Source organism: Streptomyces sp. x-19, assembly GCF_046549115.1.
Taxonomy (GTDB): domain Bacteria; phylum Actinomycetota; class Actinomycetes; order Streptomycetales; family Streptomycetaceae; genus Streptomyces; species Streptomyces albulus_C.
The window spans coordinates 65714-82814 of record NZ_JAJPWK010000001.1; the positions used below are offsets into that span (position 1 = coordinate 65714).

The window sequence follows — 17101 nt, forward strand, 5'->3', positions numbered from 1 at the left end:
GCCGACTGTCACATCATGCCCTTACGCTGCTGCCCAGCAAGACGCGACCACGCAGGGCACATGCAGGGGCGGGCGATGGACCAGACTCAGACAACCCAGGGCGGCACCACCGCGGCCACGCCGGGCGCCCAGCGCCGGGTGCTGGTCGTGGAGGACGATCCGACGATCGTCGACGCCATCGCGGCCCGGCTGCGCGCGGAGGGCTTCCAGGTGCAGACGGCCACCGACGGCCCGGCCGCCGTGGACACGGCCGAGGCGTGGCAGCCCGACCTGCTCGTCCTCGACGTGATGCTGCCGGGCTTCGACGGCCTGGAGGTGTGCCGCCGGGTGCAGGCGCAGCGCCCGGTGCCGGTGATGATGCTCACCGCCCGCGACGACGAGACCGACATGCTGGTGGGCCTCGGCGTCGGCGCCGACGACTACATGACCAAGCCGTTCTCCATGCGGGAGCTGGCCGCCCGGGTGCACGTCCTGCTGCGTCGGGTGGAGCGGGCCGCGCTGGCCGCGCACACCCCGCGCAGCGGCATCCTGCGGCTCGGCGAGCTGGAGATCGACCACGCCCAGCGCCGGGTGCGGGTGCGCGGCAGCGACGTCCACCTCACCCCCACCGAGTTCGACCTGCTGGTCTGCCTGGCGAACACCCCGCGTGCGGTGCTCTCCCGCGAGCAGCTGCTGGCCGAGGTCTGGGACTGGGCGGACGCCTCCGGCACGCGGACGGTCGACAGCCACATCAAGGCGCTGCGCCGCAAGATCGGTGCCGAGCGCATCCGCACGGTCCACGGCGTCGGGTACGCGCTGGAGACCCCGCCCGCATGATCCGTCGGTGGCGGCCGCGGGCGCGGGACCTGTGGGACCGGTTCTGGGAGGCGTTGCGGCCGCTGGACCCGTACCGCTCGGTCAAGGCGGCGCTCGGCGCCCTGGTCATCGTCTCGGTGATCATCACCACACTCCTGGTGTTCGTGGCGATGCACTCGGCGACCGAGCTGCGGGTGATCACGGTCTTCTCGATCATCGCCTCGCTGCTGATCACCCAGTTCGTGGCCACCGGGCTGACCGCCCCGCTCGGCGAGATGACCGAGGTGACCCGGTCGATGGCGCACGGCGACTACACCCGCCGGGTGCGCGCGGACCGCCGCGACGAGTTCGGCGACCTGGCCGACGCGTTCAACCGCATGGCCGCCGACCTGGAAGCGGTGGACACCCACCGCAAGGAACTGGTCGCCAACGTCTCGCACGAGCTGCGCACCCCCATCGCGGCCCTGCGCGCGGTGCTGGAGAACGTCGTCGACGGCGTCTGCGAGCCCGACTCGGACACCATGCGCACGGCGCTGAAGCAGACCGAGCGGCTGGGCCGGCTGGTGGAGCACCTGCTGGACCTGTCCCGGTTGGACAACGGCGTGGTGCCGCTGCACGCCCGGCGCTTCGAGGTCTGGCCGTACCTGTCCGGGGTGCTCAAGGAGGCGAACATGAGCCGCGGCGCCACCACGCTCTCCGGGCTCTCCCGGCTCGCCGGCTCCGGCACCCACACCCGTGCGGACGTCCACCTCCACCTCGACGTCTCCCCGCCGGAGCTGACCGCGCACGCCGACGCCGAGCGGCTCCACCAGGTCGTCGCCAACCTCATCGACAACGCGATCAAGCACAGCCCCCGGCACGGACGGGTCACCGTGCGGGCCCGGCGCGGCGACGGGCCGGAGAGCCTGGTGCTGGAGGTGCAGGACGAGGGCCCCGGCATCCCGGAGTCGGAGCGCTACCGGGTCTTCGAGCGGTTCAACCGCGGCGGGCCGGCCCCCTCGGGCCCGGGCGCCGACGGCGGGACGGGGCTCGGCCTGGCGATCGCGCGCTGGGCGGTGGACCTGCACGGCGGACGGATCGGGGTGGCCGAATCACCCCGAGGTTGCCGAATCCGGGTCACTCTTCCAGGGCTGGAGTCATCCCGAGGTTGACGCCGACTGTCGTAGGGTCGGTGGTGGGAGCACTCATCACGGGGTGCGACGGCGATCCGTGCTACCCGCACGCAGCCAAACCACGGGTGTTTCCCGCCAAGTCGAGCCCCGAAACCCTTCGGTGAATGTGACGTGCGCGACGAGTGGCCCTCCCGGACTGCACCAAAGGTCACAAGAGGCGTAGCCTTTATTCCCGCTGTCCACCACCTTAGGAAGCGGAAGAGGGCGGTTGCCGCCGTGTCGCTACAGTCCCCCAACAGTGCGAGTGTCTCGTCCGAACAGGAAGAGCAGCGGAAGAATCCCGCTGCCGCGTTCGGCTCCAACGAGTGGCTCGTCGACGAGATCTACCAGCAGTACCTCCAGGACCCGAACTCGGTAGACCGAGCCTGGTGGGACTTCTTTGCCGACTACAAGCCAGGCGCCGCCAGCGCGCCGAGCCAGCCGGCAGCGGACGCTGCTCCGGCGGCCCCGGCCCCGTCGGCGCCGGCTCCCGCGGCGGCTCCCGCCGCTGAGGCCCCGAAGCCCCCCGCCGCGGCCGCCGCCCCGGCGAAGCCCGCTGCCAGCGCCGCGCCGGCGCCCGCGAAGCCCGCGGCGAAGCCGGCCCCGGCGGCCAAGCAGCCCGCCGCGAGCAACGGCGCGGCGCCCGAGGGCCCCGAGCTGGTGACCCTGCGCGGCCCGTCCGCGGCCGTGGCGAAGAACATGAGCGCGTCCCTGGAGCTGCCGACGGCCACGTCCGTCCGTGCGGTCCCGGTGAAGCTGCTGTTCGACAACCGGATCGTCATCAACAACCACCTCAAGCGCGCCCGCGGCGGGAAGGTCTCCTTCACGCACGTCATCGGGTACGCGATGGTGCAGGCCCTCAAGGCCATGCCGTCGATGAACAACTCCTTCGCGGAGAAGGACGGCAAGCCGACGCTGGTCAAGCCGCCGCACATCAACCTCGGCCTGGCCATCGACCTGGTCAAGGCGAAGGGCGAGCGCCAGCTGGTCGTCGCGGCCATCAAGAAGGCCGAGACGCTGAGCTTCTTCGAGTTCTGGCAGGCGTACGAGGACATCGTCCGCCGGGCCCGGGACAACAAGCTCACGATGGACGACTTCACCGGGGTCACCGCGTCGCTGACCAACCCCGGCGGCATCGGCACCGTCCACTCGGTGCCGCGCCTGATGCCCGGCCAGTCCATGATCATGGGCGTCGGCTCGATGGACTACCCGGCCGAGTTCCAGGGCACCTCGCAGGACGCCCTGAACAAGCTGGGCGTCTCCAAGGTCATGACGCTGACCAGCACCTACGACCACCGCGTGATCCAGGGCGCCGCCTCCGGCGAGTTCCTGCGGATCATGAGTCAGCTGCTGCTCGGCGAGAACGACTTCTACGACGACATCTTCAAGTCGCTGCGGATCCCCTACGAGCCGATCCGCTGGCTGCGCGACATCGACGCCTCGCACGACGACGACGTCACCAAGGCCGCGCGGGTCTTCGAGCTGATCCACTCCTACCGGCAGCGCGGCCACGTCATGGCCGACACCGACCCGCTGGAGTACCACCAGCGCAAGCACCCCGACCTGGACATCACCGAGCACGGCCTCACCCTGTGGGACCTGGAGCGGGAGTTCGCGGTCGGTGGCTTCGCCGGCAAGTCGATGATGAAGCTGCGCGACATCCTGGGCGTGCTGCGCGACTCGTACTGCCGCACCACCGGCATCGAGTTCATGCACATCCAGGACCCCAAGCAGCGCAAGTGGATCCAGGACCGGGTCGAGCGCCCGCACAAGTCGCCCGAGCGCGACGAGCAGCTGCGCATCCTGCGCCGGCTGAACTCCGCCGAGGCGTTCGAGACGTTCCTGCAGACCAAGTACGTCGGCCAGAAGCGCTTCTCCCTGGAGGGCGGCGAATCGGTCATCCCGCTGCTGGACGCGGTCATCGACTCCGCGGCCGAGGCGCGGCTGGACGAGGCCGTCATCGGCATGGCCCACCGCGGCCGGCTCAACGTGCTGGCGAACATCGTCGGCAAGTCCTACGCGCAGCTCTTCCGCGAGTTCGAGGGCAACCTCGACCCGAAGTCGATGCACGGCTCCGGCGACGTGAAGTACCACCTGGGCGCCGAGGGCACCTTCACCGGCCTGGACGGCGAGCAGATCAAGGTCTCGCTGACCGCCAACCCCTCCCACCTGGAGGCGGTCGACCCGGTCGTCGAGGGCGTCGCCCGCGCCAAGCAGGACATCATCAACAAGGGCGGCACGGACTTCACGGTCCTGCCGATCCAGCTGCACGGTGACGCGGCGTTCGCCGGTCAGGGCGTGGTCGCGGAGACGCTGAACATGTCCCAGCTGCGCGGCTACCGCACCGGCGGCACGGTGCACGTGGTCATCAACAACCAGGTCGGCTTCACCGCCGCGCCGGAGTCCTCGCGCTCCTCCATGTACGCCACCGACGTGGCCCGCATGATCGAGGCGCCGATCTTCCACGTGAACGGCGACGACCCCGAGGCCGTCGTCCGGGTCGCCCGGCTCGCCTTCGAGTTCCGCCAGGCGTTCAACAAGGACGTGGTCATCGACCTCATCTGCTACCGCCGCCGCGGCCACAACGAGCTGGACAACCCGGCCTTCACCCAGCCGCTGATGTACGACCTGATCGACAAGAAGCGCTCGGTGCGCAAGCTCTACACCGAGTCGCTGATCGGCCGGGGCGACATCACCCTCGAAGAGGCGGAGCAGGCGCTCCAGGACTTCCAGGGCCAGCTGGAGAAGGTCTTCACCGAGGTCCGCGACGCCACCACCACGCCGGCCACGCCCGAGGTGCCGCAGCCGCAGGCGGAGTTCCCGGTGCACGTGGAGACCGCGGTCTCCCAGGAGATCGTCAAGCGGATCGCCGAGTCCCAGGTCAACATCCCCGACAACATCACCGTCCACCCGCGGCTGCTGCCCCAGCTGCAGCGCCGGGCGACGATGGTCGAGGAAGGCACGATCGACTGGGGCATGGGCGAGACCCTGGCCATCGGTTCGCTGCTGATGGAGGGCACCCCGGTCCGGCTCGCCGGCCAGGACTCCCGCCGCGGCACGTTCGGCTCGCGCCACGCGGTGCTGATCGACCGGCAGACCGGCGAGGACTACACCCCGCTGCTGTACCTGTCCGAGGACCAGGCCCGCTTCAACGTCTACGACTCGCTGCTCAGCGAGTACGCGGCGATGGGCTTCGAGTACGGCTACTCGCTGGCCCGCCCGGACGCGCTGGTGATGTGGGAGGCGCAGTTCGGTGACTTCACCAACGGCGCGCAGACCGTCATCGACGAGTTCGTCTCGTCCGCTGAGCAGAAGTGGGGCCAGACCTCCGGCGTCACCCTGCTGCTCCCGCACGGCTACGAGGGCCAGGGCCCGGACCACTCCTCGGCCCGGATCGAGCGCTTCCTCCAGCTGTGCGCGCAGAACAACATGACCGTCGCGATGCCGACGCTCCCGTCGAACTACTTCCACCTGCTGCGCTGGCAGGTGCACAACCCGCACCACAAGCCGCTGGTCGTCTTCACCCCGAAGTCGATGCTGCGTCTGAAGGCCGCGGCGTCGAAGGCGGCGGAGTTCACCACCGGCGGGTTCCGTCCGGTCATCGGCGACGCCGCGGTCAAGCCCGAGGACGTCCGCAAGGTCGTCTTCTGCTCCGGCAAGGTCTACTACGACCTGGAGGAGGAGCGGAACAAGCGCGGCGCGTTCGACACCGCGCTGGTCCGGATCGAGCGGCTGTACCCGCTGCCCGGCAAGGAGCTCCAGGCGGAGATCGCCAAGTTCCCGAACGCCGAGAAGTACCTGTGGGCGCAGGAGGAGCCGGCGAACCAGGGTGCCTGGCCGTTCCTCGGTCTGAACCTGATCGACCACCTGGACCTGGCGGTCGGCGCCGACGTCCCGCACGGTGAGCGCCTGCGCCGCATCTCGCGGCCGCACGGCTCGTCGCCGGCGGTCGGCTCGGCCAAGCGGCACCAGGCCGAGCAGGCCCAGCTGGTGGCCGAGGTCTTCGACGCGTGAGCGTCTAGCCACCGCTGAGCGCGGTCCGCGAAGGGCCCGCCCCACCGAACGGTGGGGCGGGCCCTTCGGGCTGTCCGGGGTGGTGCGGCCGCCCCCGACCGGTGGCACGGCGGCCCGGTGCGGCTGCCTATCCTGGCCGCAATGTCCTTTTGACCTGCTGGAGAGCACGTGTATTTCACTGACCGCGGCATCGAGGAGCTGGAGAACCGGCGCGGCGAGGAGGAGGTCACCCTCGGGTGGGTGGCCGAGCAGCTCCGCACGTTCGTCGACCTCAACCCGGACTTCGAGGTTCCGGTGGAGCGGCTGGCCACCTGGCTGGCCCGGCTGGACGACGAGGACGACGAGTAGCGGCGACGGGCGACCGGCCGACGGGGGCGCCGTCGCCGCCGTCACCTAGGGGAACGGAGGGGGCGCATCAGGGCACGGTCAGGGGCGGACCCGCTTGACTCCCACAGGCTGCGATATATCGTGTCTAACGAAGACGCGATATGTTGCGTTGTCTGCCTACCCAGGGGAGGCCAGGTATGTCAGCCCGGACCGAATGGACGGTCTCCGCACCGCGCACGCTGGAGATCGAGGAGCCGGTCAACGCCCTCTCCGTGCGCCTGATGGGCGGCACCGTCAACGTCGTCGGCACCTCCGAGGAGGGGCCGGCCCGGCTGGAGGTGTCCGAGCTGCACGGCCCTCAGGTCGTGGTCTCCGTCGAGGACGGCACCCTCTCCGTCGGCTACGACGACCTGCCGTGGAAGGGCTTCTTGAAGTTCCTGGAGCGCAAGGGCTGGAACCGCAGCGCGGTGGTCTCGGTGACGGTGCCGGCCACCACCCGCGTCGAGGTCGGGGTGGTCGGCGCCGGCGTGGTCATCTCCGGCGTCTCGGGCCGCACGGAGCTGCGCGGGGTCAACGGCGACAGCACCCTCGTCGGGCTCTCCGGCCCGGTCCGCGCCGACACCGTCGCCGGCAACGTCGAGGCGCAGGCCCTGACCGGCGACCTCCAGTTCAACTCCGTCTCGGGCGACCTGACCGTCGTCGAGGGCACCGGCGGCGCGGTGCACGCCGACTCCGTCAGCGGTGACATGGTCCTGGACCTGGACCCGTCGGCCGGCGCGCAGATCGACCTGACCACGGTCTCCGGCGAGATCGCCATCCGGCTGCCCGACCCGGCCGACGCGAAGGTGGACGCCGGCACCACCACCGGCGCGGTCACCAACGCCTTCGACGACCTGCGGGTCACCGGCCAGTGGGGCGCCAAGCGCATCACCGGTTCGCTGGGGGCCGGCACCGGCCGGCTCAAGGCCACCACCGTCTCCGGCGCCCTCGCCCTGCTGCGCCGCCCCGCCCACGACGAGCCGCACGGCCCCGCCGGCGGGGCGCCGGACGACGGAGCGGGCGACGACCCCTCCCCCACGACCCCGCCCGCCGGGAAGAAGGTGCTCTGAGCATGCCCCCCGTCTTCGCCCACGGCCGCCTGCGGCTCTACCTCCTCAAGCTGCTCGACGAGGCCCCGCGGCACGGCTACGAGATCATCCGCCTGCTGGAGGAGCGCTTCCAGGGGCTCTACGCCCCGTCCGCCGGCACCGTCTACCCCCGGCTGGCCAAGCTGGAGGCCGAGGGCCTGGTGACGCACACCACCGAGGGCGGCCGCAAGGTCTACTCGATCACCGACGCCGGCCGGGCCGAGCTCGCCGACCGCGGCGGCGAACTCGCCGATCTGGAGCTGGAGATCCGGGAGTCGGTGGCCGCCCTCGCCTCCGACATCCGCGAGGACGTCAGCGGTTCGGCGCGCGATCTGCGCCGGGAGGTCCGGGAGGCCGCCCAGCAGGCCCGGGCCGGCACCGGGACGCCGGGTGCGGGGAAGGCCGGGCGCAAGGGCCCGGCCGGCGGCCGGCCGTTCCCGGAGGCGTCGGACTACTTCGACGCCGCGTTCGGCGACAAGGACGCCTGGCGGCAGGCGAAGGAGGAGTTCCGGCGCGCCAAGGAGGAGTGGAAGGAGCAGGCCCGCCGCGCCAAGGAGGAGAGCCGCCGCGCCAAGCAGGACGCCCAGCGCGCCCGCAAACAGGCCAGGGACGCCCAGGTGTTCGCGCGCGAGGAGATCCAGCGGGTCATCAAGCGCGTCCAGGACCAGACCCAGGAGGCGGTGCGCTCCGGCGACTGGTCGACGGCGGTGCGCGACGCGCTGTCCGAGGTCTCCCGCGAGGTCGGCCGCTATACGGGCGCCCCGTCCGGCACCGACCGGGCCGACGCGCACGACCGGGCCGCCGCGGACACCGGGGACCACGGCGACGGCACCGACCACCGCACCACCACCGACCACGGCACCGCCCACGACGGCCCGCGGATCACGGTCGAGCGGATCGACCTCTCCAAGGAGGAGGCCGAGCCGCCGGCGGCCGGGGCGGCGCCCGTCGCCGAGGAGCCGGCCACGCCCACATGGGCCTTCGAGCCCGGCAGCGGCGATCCGGCCCGCGACTTCGACCGCCTGCTGGACCGGTTCCGGGACGACCTGCGGGACGCCGCCCGCGACCACGGCGTCACCGCGGACCAACTCACCGCTTCCCGGCACCGGTTGGCGTCCGCCGCCGCCCACATCGGGGCGCTGCTGCGCCGGCCGGGGGCGGACGGCGGGGCGGCGGACCGGGGCGCGTAGCGGCCGACGCGCGTCGGCCGCCGGCCGGGTCTCCCCGATCGGCGGCCGACGCCTGCGCCCGGCGGCGGCGCGTCAGCTCGCGCGCCCGGCGGTCCGTTCGCCGAGGAGCCGCACCACCGCGTCGTGCGTCACCCCGTGGCCGGCGAGCACCGAACCGGCCGGACCGGATCGGGCGGTCAGCGCCAACAGCAGGTGCTCGTCGCCGATGTGCCGTTCGCCGCGGCCCGCCGCGATCCGCAGCGCGCGCTCCAACGCCGCCCGGGCGTCCGGCGCGAAGCGGTGCCGCGTCCACGCCCGGCGCCCGGGCCGGCGCCCACCGTCGGTCGGGCCGCCGGCCAGCGCCCCGACCCCGTGCGCGTCCTCCACCCGCGCCACGACCGCGTCGACGTCGATGCCGAGGCCGGCCAGCGCCGCCGCGTCGGCCGCCGAGACGCCGCCCCGCCGCCGGTCCGCCGCCAGGTCGGCGGCGAGCTCCGCCCGCGGCGCGCCGAGCCCGTCGAGCACTGCCGCGGCCGGGGTGTCCCGGCGGTCCAACAGTGCGAGCAACAGCTCGGGTTCGCCGACCGTGCGGCTTCCGGCGCGGTCCGCGTGCGCCACCGCGCCGCGCACCACCGACCGGGCCGCCCCCGTGAACCTCTCCCACATCAGCGCCTCCCGTGCTTCTTGTGGACCGCCTGCCGGCTGACGCCCAGTTCGGCGGCGATCTCCTGCCACGACCAGCCCTTCGCGCGGGCGCTGCGCACCTGTACGGCTTCGAGTTGTTCCAGCAGCCGGCGGAGTGCGGCGACGGCGCGGAGGCCGGCCCGTGGGTCCGGGTCGCTCGCCTTCGCGGCGAGGTCCGTTGCTTCGGTCATGACGTCAACTTACGTTGACACGCGGGGCGGCGTCAACCTTCATTGACACATCGGGGTGCACGTCCTCGCCCCCTTGACCTCGACCACACTTGAGGAACCAGCATCGTGCCCGGTACGCACCAGCCCGCCCACGGGAACGAAACGGAGCCCCCATGCCCCCGAACGCCGCCGCCCCCGCCTTCCCGGACGTCCGACGCCCCGACGCCGGCACCGTCCTGATCAGCCCCTGGCTGGTACCGTCCGACCGCTTCCAGCGCGCGGCGGCCGATGCGGTGCTGGCCGCCTGGGAGGAGGAGCCCCGCCCGGCCGCGATGCTGGCGCTCACCACGTTCCTGAGCACCGACGGCGGCCACGTCCTGAACTACGCGCAGTGGACCGACGACGCGGCCCACCGGGAGTGGGTGCGCACCCGGCGCCCCGCGGCCCTCGCCCCCGTCGACGCGGCCCTCCCGGGCATCCGCCGCCCGGGCGTGATCCGTTACCGCCGCTACCGCAGTCACGTGGCCGAGGAGCGCGCCACCCGGACGCCGGCGTTCCTGGTGACGCCGACGTTCGCCACCACCGGCCCGGACGCCCAGCGCGCACTGGCCGACACCGTCCTCCGGATGGTGGCCGAGGAGCCCGCCCCGGGGCTGCTCGGCGCCCACTTCCACTTCTCGCAGGACGGCCGGCGGGTGCTCAACTTCGGGGAGTGGAGCAGCGGTTCGGCCTGGCGGGCGTTTGCCGGCGGCGCCCTCCCGGTCCGGCTGCGGGCGGCGATCGAAGCCCTGCCCGGGGTCGCTCCCACCCCGGCGGTGCCGGGGGACGACGCGGGTGCGGGCACGCCCGGCGCACCGGCCGTGCCCGCCTACGTCCTGCACCGGAGCCTGGTCAACGTCCCGCCGCCCGGCCGCGGCTGACGCCCCGACGGGTCGGGCCCCGCCAGCTCGGGCGGCTCGGGCGGCTCGGGCGGCTCAGACGGTCAGCACGACCTTGCCGAAGAGCTCCCCCTCGGCCATCTTCGCGAAGCCCTCGGGCGCCCGGTCCAGCGGCAGCTTGGAGTCGATCACCGGCCGGATGCCCTTGGCGGCGCAGAAGCTGAGCAGCCCCGCCAGTTCCTCCTTGGTGCCCATCGTCGAACCGACGACCTTCAGCTCCAGGAAGAAGATCCGGTTGAGTTCGCCGCTCTTCGGCGTGAAGCCGCTGGTGGCACCGGAGATGACCAGGGTGCCGCCGGGCCGCAGCGACTTGACCGAGTGCGACCAGGTGGCGGCACCGACCGTCTCGATCACGGCGTCCACCCGCTGGGGCAGCCGCTCGCCGGTCGCGAACGCCGCCTCGGCGCCGAGTTCCACGGCGCGCTTGCGCTTGCTCTCGTCCCGGCTGGTGGCGAAGACCCGCAGGCCCGCCGCGGCCCCCAGGACGATGGCGGCGGTCGCCACGCCGCCGCCGGCGCCCTGGACCAGCACGCTGTCCCCGGGCCGCACCCCGCCGTTGGTGAACAGCATCCGGTACGCGGTCAGCCACGCGGTGGGCAGGCAGGCGGCCTCCTCGAAGGAGAGCGCGGCGGGCTTGGGCAGGACGTTCCAGGAAGGCACGGTGACCCGCTCGGCGAAGGTGCCCTGGTAGCGCTCGGTGAGGATGGAGGGCTTCTCGTCCGGGCCGACGCCGTGGCCGGTCTGCCCGATGACGGAGTGCAGGACGACCTCGTTGCCGTGCTCGTCGATGCCGGCGGCGTCACAGCCGAGGATCATCGGGAGCGACTCCTCGGTGATCCCGACGCCGCGCAGCGTCCACAGGTCGTGGTGGTTGAGGGAGGCGGCCTTGACGTCGACGGTGGTCCAGCCGGGGCGGGCGGCGGGGGCCGGGCGCTCCCCCAATTCCAGGCCGTTCAGCGGCTGGTCGCGGTCGATGCGGGCGGCGTAGGCAGCAAACATGATCCCAACGTAGGCCGCGGGCGGGCCCCGCGACAGCGGGCGCGGGTGTGACACGCGCCGCCCCACCGGAACCGCGGACGGCCGGAATCCGACCGTCCCTTCCGGCCCGCCGCCCTCAATGCCGGACGGGCCGGACCCATACCCACGAGGGGGTCGGTCCGGCCCGTCAACGGTCTCCGCGGCGGCGGGTCAGCGTCGCGCGACGCCCTCCGCACGGGCGGCCGCGGCGACGGCCGCGGTCACGGCCGGGGCGACCCGCTCGTCGAACGGCGACGGGATCACCTTGTCCGCGCTGAGCTCGTCGGCGACGACGGCGGCCAGCGCCTCCGCGGCGGCGAGCTTCATGCCCTCGGTGATCTGCGAGGCGCGCACCTGCATGGCGCCGGCGAAGATGCCGGGGAAGGCCAGCACGTTGTTGATCTGGTTCGGGAAGTCGCTGCGCCCGGTGGCGACCACCGCGGCGTACTTGTGGGCGACGTCCGGGTGGATCTCCGGGTTGGGGTTGGCCATCGCGAAGATCATCGAGTCCTTCGCCATCTTCGCCACCGCCTCCTCCGGCACCGTGCCGCCGGAGACGCCGATGAAGACGTCGGCGCCGTCGAGCGCGTCCTCCAGGGAGCCGGTCAGGCCCGCCTTGTTGGTGAAGCCGGCCAGCTCGCGCTTGACGTCCGTGAGGTCACCGCGGTCCGCCGAGACGACGCCCTTGCGGTCGCAGACCGCCACGTCGCCGATGCCCGCCTCGACGAGGATCTTGGCGATGGCGACACCGGCCGCGCCGGCACCCGAGATGACCGCCCGGAGCTGCCCCAGCGCCCGGTCGGTCAGCTTCGCGGCGTTGCGCAGCGCGGCCAGGGTGACCACGGCGGTGCCGTGCTGGTCGTCGTGGAAGACCGGGATGTCCAGGCGTTCCTTGAGCTTCTGCTCGATCTCGAAGCACCGGGGCGCCGAGATGTCCTCCAGGTTGACGCCACCGAAGGAGGGCGCGAGGCGGACGACGGTGTCCACGATCTCGTCGGCGTCGGTGGTCGCGAGCGCGATCGGCACCGCGTCCACACCGCCGAACTGCTTGAAGAGGATGGCCTTGCCCTCCATCACCGGAAGGGATGCCTCCGGGCCGATGTCGCCCAGGCCCAGCACCGCGGTGCCGTCCGTGACCACGGCCACGACCTGGGACTTCCAGGTGTAGTCGTGCACGAGTTCGGGACGCTCGGCGATCGCGCTGCACACCTTGGCGACGCCCGGCGTGTACGCGAGGGACAGGTCGTCCTTGTCCCGCACCGGGACGGTTGCCTGGACGGCCATCTTGCCGCCGCGATGCAGCGCGAAGGCCGGGTCGAAGAGTTCGCCGGACGTGCCGTCCGTGCCTTCTTCCGCACCGGTCGCGTTGTCGCTGCGAGGATTGACGATCTCCGCTGCCACTGTTCTCTGACCCCTTTGTCGTAAATCTGTTGAGGGTGGCCACTCCCTGGTTGGGGGGTGGGCGGGCACCGCGCCCGCGCCCTGCCCGGCGGATGGCCGCCGCGCGGGGGGAGGTACGGACGCCGGGCGCGCCGCACACGCGCCCTGAGCCCCGGATGAGGGGTGTAACGACCCTTTCTACCGGACGGGCGTGCAAGGCGACGAGTCAGATTCGTTACCTGCCGGTACAAGGCTCCGACATTAGCGACGGAACGCCTAAAAACGCCGGAGATACCCCGTGGCTGTCCGAATTCCGAGACGCCGCAGGGGTCACCGCCTTTACCTCCGGTGCCGATGGCGGGCGTTTTCCCTTGTGCGACAAGGCCGGGGATGGCCCTTGCTCGTCCGTTATCCGATTTTGACCTGAACGACAGTCCGAATACCGGAGTCCGGATGGCAAGATTCCGTCACCGACCGAGGGCGCGACGCCCAAAGGTGCCCAAAGGTGTGTGCCCAACCCCTTCTCACCAGCACTTCGGCTGCCCACACTGGCACGTCGGCTACCCACCGCAGGAGGATCCGCATGACCGCAGACACCACCCGTCGCGCGGCGGCCGGCAGGTCCGGTAAGCCCGTCAAGACCGTCGCGGCAATAGCCACGGTCACCGCCTCGCTGCTGCTGCTCAGCGCCTGCGGTGACCAGACGGACGCGGCGATCGCCCGACGGGAGGCGGCCAAGAACCGCAATCCGCACGCCCCGCTTTTCAGCAAGCTCCCCAAGGACGTTCAGGACAAGGGGATGCTCCAGGTCGGCTCGGACATCACGTACAAGCCGGTGGAGTTCCGCTCGAACGGCAAGGTGGAAGGCATCGATCCGGATCTTGCGGCGGCAATCGGCAAGGAATTGGGCATCAAGCTCAATTTCAACAACGCCACCTTCGACACCCTCATGGGCGGTCTGAAGTCCGAGCGCTACGACCTCGCCATGTCGGCGATGACGGACACCAAGGACCGCCAGCAGGGCATCGACAGCACCACCGGCAAGAAGATCGGCGAAGGCGTCGATTTCGTCGACTACCTCAACGTCGGCGTCTCGCTCTACACCCAGAAGGGCAAGACCAAGGGCATCGACGGCTGGGAGACCATGTGCGGCAAGAAACTCGCCGTGCAGCGCGGCACCGTCTCCCACGACCTGGCCAAGGACAAGTCCAAGGCGTGTGAGGCGGGCGGCGAGCAGCCCATCTCCATCGAGGCGTTCGACAACGACTCCGAGGCCCAGACCCGGCTGCGGACCGGTGGTGTGGACGCGGTCTCCAGCGACTACCCGGTCGCGGCCTACGCGGTGAAGGTCTCCGGCGGCGGCAACGACTTCCAGACGGTCGGCGGCGCACCGCTCAAGGCGGCCCCCTACGGCATCGCCGTCCCCAAGGGGCAGGAACAGCTGCGCGACGCGATCAAGGCGGCCATGGAGCTGGTGATCAAGAACCACGCGTACGACGGCGTCCTCGCCAAGTGGAACGTCAAGGACGCCGCGGTCAAGGAAGTGCAGATCAACGGCGGCACCTGAGCCGGCGCCCGGTCCCGTCCCGCCGGGGCGCTCCGCGCGGCCCCACCACGCCTCTCCCGCCACACGCTGAAAGGCAACCCTCGTGTCAGTTGACGTCGACAAGCCGGCCGAGCCGCCGGCGGCCGCACCACCGGCCCAGCCCGAGCCCATCAAAGCCATACCGGTCCGCCACTACGGGCGCTGGGTCGCCGCGCTCGTCGTCATCGGGCTGCTGGTGCTGCTCGTCCGGGCCTTCGCCTCCGGGAAGGTCAACTGGGGCGCGATACCGGAGTACATGTTCAACGCGGACATCCTCAAGGGCCTGCGCAACACCCTGTGGATCACCGTGCTGTCGATGGTGATCGGCATCGTGCTGGGCGTGGTCCTGGCGGTCATGCGGCAGTCCAAGAACCCGGTGACCAAGTCCGTGGCGTGGTTCTACGTCTGGTTCTTCCGCGGCACCCCGGTCTACGTCCAGCTCTTCCTGTGGTTCAACCTCGGCCTGGTCTTCCAGTACATCGACATCATGCCGATCTACAAGGACGAGTGGTCGGACTTCATGACCCCGTTCCTGTGCGCGCTGCTCGGCCTCGGCCTCAACGAGGCCGCGTACATGGCCGAGATCTGTCGGGCCGGCCTGAACGCCGTCGACGAGGGCCAGACCGAGGCGGCGCACGCGCTGGGCATGAGCCACGGCAGGACGCTGCGCCGGATCGTCGTGCCGCAGGCGATGCGGGTGATCGTGCCGCCGACCGGCAACGAGGTCATCAACATGCTCAAGACCTCGTCCCTGGTCATCGCCGTGCAGTACTACGACCTCCTCCAGGCCGCGCAGAACGTCGGCCGGGACTCCGGCGTGGTGGTCGAGATGCTGATCCTGGCCGCCGCCTGGTACTTGATCGCCACCACGGTGCTCAGCATCGGGCAGTACTACCTGGAGCGCTACTACGCCCGCGGCGCCAGCCGTCAGCTTCCGCCCACCCCGTTCCAGCGCCTCAAGGCGAAGCTGGCCGGCCCGAACCGCGCCGGAGGTACGGCATGAGCACGAGCAAGAGCAAGGCCACGAACACCGGCTCGGGCAAGGCCGCGGTCCCGATGGTCAAGGCCGAGGGCGTCCACAAGTCCTTCGGCGCGGCGCACATCCTCAAGGGGATCGACCTGGAGGTGGCGCCCCGGGAGGTCTTCTGCCTGATCGGCCCGTCCGGTTCCGGCAAGTCGACCTTCCTGCGGTGCATCAACCACCTGGAGAAGATCAACTCCGGTCGGCTGTCGGTCGACGGCGAACTGGTCGGCTACCGCGAGCACCACGGCAAGCTCTACGAGCTGCGCGACCGCGAGGTCGCCGCCCGCCGGCGGGACATCGGCATGGTCTTCCAGCGCTTCAACCTCTTCCCGCACATGACCGCGCTGGAGAACATCATGGAGGCGCCGGTCCAGGTCAAGGGCGAGTCCAAGGCGTCCGCGCGGGAGCGGGCGGCCAAGCTGCTGGACCGGGTCGGCCTCGCCGACAAGGCCGGCAACTACCCCTCGCAGCTCTCCGGTGGCCAGCAGCAGCGGGTGGCGATCGCCCGGGCGCTGGCCATGGAGCCCAAGCTGATGCTCTTCGACGAGCCGACCTCGGCCCTCGACCCGGAGCTGGTCGGCGACGTCCTGGACGTCATGAAGGACCTGGCCGCGGACGGCATGACGATGGTCGTGGTGACCCACGAGATGGGCTTCGCCCGTGAGGTCGGCGACTCGCTGGTCTTCATGGACGACGGCGTGGTGGTCGAGTCCGGCCACCCGCGCGACGTGCTCACCAAGCCCCAGCACGAGCGGACCAAGTCGTTCCTGTCCAAGGTCCTCTGAGGGCCGCCGGCCCCCTCGTTCCCGGACCGGCCGCGGCGGCGCGGCGGGCGGCACCCTCGTGGTCCCGCCCGCCGCGCCGCGCGCCGTCGTGGCGCCGGGCGTTACCTCAGGGCCAGGACGAGGCTGTCCGTCGGCGAGGCCCACACCGCGCGGGCCTCGGCGAAGCCGGCCGCGCGCAGCGCGTCGACGTGCCACTGCACGGCGGGGGTCTCCCCGTCGGCGTGCTCGCCGTAGATCTCGAAGCGCTCGGCGGTCGGCCCGGCCAGGCGCGGGTCCGCGGCGGCCAGCCGCCACCACTCGGCCCAGTCGACCGCGCCGGCCTCCTTGGCCCGGTCCATCCGGGAGTGCCGGAACGCCCGCTCGGCGGCGTTGATCCGCGGGGTGGCCCCGTCGGGCATGTGGTCGGCGTTGAGGAACACCCCGCCGTCCCGGACCAGAGCGCCCAGCTGCCCGTAGAGCGTGCGCAGCTCGGGCGTGTGCAGCCAGTGCAGCGCGGTGGCGGTGAGCACCGCGTCGAAGGAGTCGTACGGCAGCTTCGCGGTCCACTGCGGGTCCTTGAGGTCCGCCCGGACGAATCGGATGCGCCGCTCGCCCGCGAAGTACCCCTCGGCGATGGCCAGCAGCGCCGGGTCCAGGTCGACGCCCACGCTCTCGGCGGCCGGGAACCTCGTCAGCAGCCGGTCGGAGATGCTGCCGGTGCCGCACGCCAGGTCGAGCACCCGGGGCTCGGGGCCCACCAGCGCCTCGACCATGTCGAGCATCACCCGGAAGCGCTCCTCGCGGTCCGGCATGTACCACTCCTGCTGGCGGTCCCAACTCTCCTGCCACGCCCGCCAGTCGCCGCCGACAACGGTCTCGGTCATCGCAACCCCTCCGCCCCGTAATACCCTCGTAGTGACAACACCCATTACGCATGGGTAGCAGCACCCTAGACG

The 17101-nt window shown here is 71.6% G+C and carries 15 protein-coding genes; 10 read left to right on the top strand and 5 right to left on the bottom strand.

Going from position 1 to position 17101, the window contains the following annotated elements; translation table 11 throughout:
* Positions 1–75: 75 nt before the first annotated feature.
* From ACLJT4_RS00290 to ACLJT4_RS00315, 6 genes are all read left to right on the top strand, one after another.
* Positions 76–816 (top strand): response regulator transcription factor, encoded by a 741-nt coding sequence (locus ACLJT4_RS00290; protein ID WP_016570288.1) that lies wholly within the window; start codon positions 76–78, stop codon positions 814–816.
* Entirely contained in the window at positions 813–1946 is a 1134-nt protein-coding gene (locus tag ACLJT4_RS00295) for a sensor histidine kinase (protein ID WP_016570287.1), read from the top strand. Before ACLJT4_RS00290 ends, ACLJT4_RS00295 begins: the two co-directional genes overlap by 4 nt.
* Before the next feature lie 237 nt (positions 1947–2183).
* The gene (locus ACLJT4_RS00300) at positions 2184–5960 is read left to right on the top strand and encodes a multifunctional oxoglutarate decarboxylase/oxoglutarate dehydrogenase thiamine pyrophosphate-binding subunit/dihydrolipoyllysine-residue succinyltransferase subunit (protein WP_411120449.1); all 3777 of its coding nucleotides are present in this window, start codon (positions 2184–2186) and stop codon (positions 5958–5960) included.
* Positions 5961–6128: 168 nt separating this feature from the next.
* Complete coding sequence (locus tag ACLJT4_RS00305; RefSeq protein WP_004937694.1) at positions 6129–6308, top strand: DUF6104 family protein; 180 nt, start codon at positions 6129–6131, stop codon at positions 6306–6308.
* Between the two features lie 176 nt (positions 6309–6484).
* Entirely contained in the window at positions 6485–7396 is a 912-nt protein-coding gene (locus ACLJT4_RS00310) for a DUF4097 family beta strand repeat-containing protein (RefSeq protein WP_411120450.1), read from the top strand.
* A gap of 2 nt (positions 7397–7398) precedes the next feature.
* Positions 7399–8604 (top strand): helix-turn-helix transcriptional regulator, encoded by a 1206-nt coding sequence (locus ACLJT4_RS00315; protein ID WP_411120451.1) that lies wholly within the window; start codon positions 7399–7401, stop codon positions 8602–8604.
* Positions 8605–8676: 72 nt separating this feature from the next.
* Here ACLJT4_RS00315 and ACLJT4_RS00320 read toward each other — a convergent pair whose 3' ends face one another.
* Positions 8677–9249 (bottom strand): Clp protease N-terminal domain-containing protein, encoded by a 573-nt coding sequence (locus ACLJT4_RS00320; RefSeq protein ID WP_411120452.1) that lies wholly within the window; start codon positions 9247–9249, stop codon positions 8677–8679.
* A complete protein-coding gene (locus ACLJT4_RS00325) occupies positions 9249–9458 on the bottom strand; it encodes a helix-turn-helix domain-containing protein (protein WP_016571568.1) in 210 nt (69 codons plus the stop codon). Before ACLJT4_RS00325 ends, ACLJT4_RS00320 begins: the two co-directional genes overlap by 1 nt.
* A 152-nt stretch (positions 9459–9610) precedes the next feature.
* On the opposite strand from ACLJT4_RS00325, the gene ACLJT4_RS00330 reads away from it, so the two are divergent.
* A complete protein-coding gene (locus ACLJT4_RS00330; protein WP_411120453.1) occupies positions 9611–10357 on the top strand; it encodes an antibiotic biosynthesis monooxygenase in 747 nt (248 codons plus the stop codon).
* 54 nt (positions 10358–10411) lie between these two features.
* Here the strand turns inward: ACLJT4_RS00330 and ACLJT4_RS00335 are convergent, their stop codons facing one another.
* A complete protein-coding gene (locus ACLJT4_RS00335; RefSeq protein WP_233656812.1) occupies positions 10412–11374 on the bottom strand; it encodes a zinc-binding dehydrogenase in 963 nt (320 codons plus the stop codon).
* Between the two features lie 189 nt (positions 11375–11563).
* On the bottom strand, positions 11564–12793 hold the full coding sequence (locus ACLJT4_RS00340) for an NADP-dependent malic enzyme (RefSeq protein WP_411120454.1): 1230 nt from the start codon (positions 12791–12793) through the stop codon (positions 11564–11566).
* A gap of 562 nt (positions 12794–13355) precedes the next feature.
* Here ACLJT4_RS00340 and ACLJT4_RS00345 point away from each other — a divergent pair.
* From ACLJT4_RS00345 to ACLJT4_RS00355, 3 genes are all read left to right on the top strand, one after another.
* Positions 13356–14339 carry an ABC transporter substrate-binding protein gene (locus tag ACLJT4_RS00345; RefSeq protein ID WP_411120455.1) on the top strand — a complete coding sequence of 328 codons (984 nt, stop codon included), beginning with the start codon at positions 13356–13358 and terminating at the stop codon, positions 14337–14339.
* 82 nt (positions 14340–14421) lie between these two features.
* A complete protein-coding gene (locus ACLJT4_RS00350; protein WP_411120456.1) occupies positions 14422–15360 on the top strand; it encodes an amino acid ABC transporter permease in 939 nt (312 codons plus the stop codon).
* Positions 15361–15413: 53 nt separating this feature from the next.
* Positions 15414–16166 (top strand): amino acid ABC transporter ATP-binding protein, encoded by a 753-nt coding sequence (locus ACLJT4_RS00355; protein ID WP_037635773.1) that lies wholly within the window; start codon positions 15414–15416, stop codon positions 16164–16166.
* 101 nt (positions 16167–16267) lie between these two features.
* Here the strand turns inward: ACLJT4_RS00355 and ACLJT4_RS00360 are convergent, their stop codons facing one another.
* Entirely contained in the window at positions 16268–17029 is a 762-nt protein-coding gene (locus ACLJT4_RS00360; RefSeq protein WP_411120457.1) for a class I SAM-dependent methyltransferase, read from the bottom strand.
* Between the last annotated feature and the right edge of the window lie 72 nt (positions 17030–17101).

Bases quoted from the DNA above. Each gene is read 5' to 3' on its own strand.
- ACLJT4_RS00310 (WP_411120450.1), top strand. From the start codon at position 6,485: ATGTCAGCCCGGACCGAATGGACGGTCTCCGCACCGCGCACGCTGGAG.
- ACLJT4_RS00325 (WP_016571568.1), bottom strand. From the start codon at position 9,458: ATGACCGAAGCAACGGACCTCGCCGCGAAGGCGAGCGACCCGGACCCA.
- ACLJT4_RS00345 (WP_411120455.1), top strand. From the start codon at position 13,356: ATGACCGCAGACACCACCCGTCGCGCGGCGGCCGGCAGGTCCGGTAAG.
- ACLJT4_RS00355 (WP_037635773.1), top strand. From the start codon at position 15,414: ATGGTCAAGGCCGAGGGCGTCCACAAGTCCTTCGGCGCGGCGCACATC.
- ACLJT4_RS00360 (WP_411120457.1), bottom strand. From the start codon at position 17,029: ATGACCGAGACCGTTGTCGGCGGCGACTGGCGGGCGTGGCAGGAGAGT.
- ACLJT4_RS00330 (WP_411120453.1), top strand. From the start codon at position 9,611: ATGCCCCCGAACGCCGCCGCCCCCGCCTTCCCGGACGTCCGACGCCCC.
- ACLJT4_RS00295 (WP_016570287.1), top strand. From the start codon at position 813: ATGATCCGTCGGTGGCGGCCGCGGGCGCGGGACCTGTGGGACCGGTTC.
- ACLJT4_RS00335 (WP_233656812.1), bottom strand. From the start codon at position 11,374: ATGTTTGCTGCCTACGCCGCCCGCATCGACCGCGACCAGCCGCTGAAC.
- ACLJT4_RS00320 (WP_411120452.1), bottom strand. From the start codon at position 9,249: ATGTGGGAGAGGTTCACGGGGGCGGCCCGGTCGGTGGTGCGCGGCGCG.
- ACLJT4_RS00315 (WP_411120451.1), top strand. From the start codon at position 7,399: ATGCCCCCCGTCTTCGCCCACGGCCGCCTGCGGCTCTACCTCCTCAAG.
- ACLJT4_RS00290 (WP_016570288.1), top strand. From the start codon at position 76: ATGGACCAGACTCAGACAACCCAGGGCGGCACCACCGCGGCCACGCCG.